Below are 1,585 nucleotides of genomic sequence, written 5' to 3' on the forward strand. Positions count from 1 at the left end.
TGGGTTCGCGTGGCTTTCGGCGCATTGCTTGGTACAGAGCTCTGATCCTTCGGCGTCTTTGCCGGCCGTGTAGCAGTGGCCGGCGGCGGGTTAGTTTGAGCGCTCGCAGCTTGCGCGCTCAAAAGAAAGGCGCCCGACAGTAGCGATAGCGCGAGCGCCGCTGAGATCTGTTTCATCGGTCCGTCTCCCGTCCAAACCGATGAAACGGTTGTTGCGAGTTACGTTCCGCCTCACACTTCCAATTGCTTGCCGATCGGCAACGCGCGGATGCGCTTGCCGGTCGCGGCGAAGATCGCGTTGATCAGCGCCGGCGCGAATGGCGGCACGCCGGGTTCGCCGACGCCACTCGGCGGCGTATCCGGGCTCGCGGGCGGCACGATGTAGACATTGGTCACGGCAGGAGCTTCGTCGATCCGGATCACCGGGTAATCGTCGAAATTGCCCTGCTGCACCTTGCCGTCCTTGAAGGTGACCTCGCCATATTTGGCAAGGCTCATGCCCATGATCGCCGCGCCCTCGATCTGCGACTGGATGCGCTCGGGGTTGACATAGGTGCCGCAGTCGATCGCGGTGTCGACCCTTGGCACCGTCAGCTTGCCCTTGTCGTCGACAGCCACCTCGACGATGGTCGCGATGTAGCTGACGAAGCTCCGGTGCACCGCGATGCCGAGGCCGTGGCCCTTGGGCACCTGCCGTCCCCAACCGCCCTTGTCGGCGACCAGCTCGACCACCTTGCGCAGCCGTCCGGTGTCGATCGGATAGCTGTCATAGGGCTCGCCATAGTTCCATAAATCCTTCACCGAGGTGAGGTTGAGGATCCGCGGCGCACCGATCAGCTCCAGCAGCATGTCCTTCGGGTCGCGGTTGGTAGCCTGCGCGATCTCGGCGACCATCGACTGCACCGCGAAGGCGCGCGGGATGTTGGACACCGAACGGAACCAGCCGATGCGGGTGTGCGCGGCCGCTTCCGGGTTCTCGCACTGGATGTTGGCGATCTCGAAGGGCATGTCGACCAGCCCCATGCCGAGCTCGAACGGCGCCTGGTGCACCGTGCCGGCCGCAAAGGTCGAGGCGATGCTTGGCGCGACGCTGCGATGCCGCCAGGCGATCACCTTGCCGCTCTTGTCGAGACCCGCCTCGATGCGCTCGACGGAGACGGTGTGCAGGAAACCGTTGCGGATATCGTCCTCCCGCGTCCACTGCACCTTCACCGGCACGCCGAGCTCTTTCGAGAGCAGCACGGCTTCGAGCGCGAAGTCGCATTTCGACTTGCGCCCGAACCCGCCGCCGAGCAGCGTGACGTTGACGGTCACGTTCTCTTGGGGGATGCCGAGCGTCTTGGCGACGTCCTCGCGGGTGCCGCCCGGGCTTTGCACGGGAGCCCAGACCTCCACCTTGTCGCCCTTGACGTCGGCGACCGCGACCGGCGTCTCCATGGCGACATGGGCAAGGTGGGGCAAATAGTACTCGCCCACGATCACCTTGTCGGCGCCTTTCAGCGCGGCTTCGGCGTCACCTTCCTTGCGCACGACGAGGCCGGGCTTGCGCGCCGCGTCCTCGAGCTCGGCCCGATAGGCAACCGAGT

Annotated in this window: 1 protein-coding gene; it reads right to left on the bottom strand. The window is 65.3% G+C overall.

Going from position 1 to position 1,585, the window contains the following annotated elements; translation table 11 throughout:
* Window positions 1–230: 230 nt before the first annotated feature.
* A partial coding sequence (locus CWO89_RS44035) for a xanthine dehydrogenase family protein molybdopterin-binding subunit (RefSeq protein ID WP_130584363.1) occupies window positions 231–1,585 on the bottom strand: 1,355 nt, incomplete at its 5' end.

It is taken from the genome of Bradyrhizobium sp. Leo170 (genome assembly GCF_004296405.1).
GTDB lineage: Bacteria > Pseudomonadota > Alphaproteobacteria > Rhizobiales > Xanthobacteraceae > Bradyrhizobium.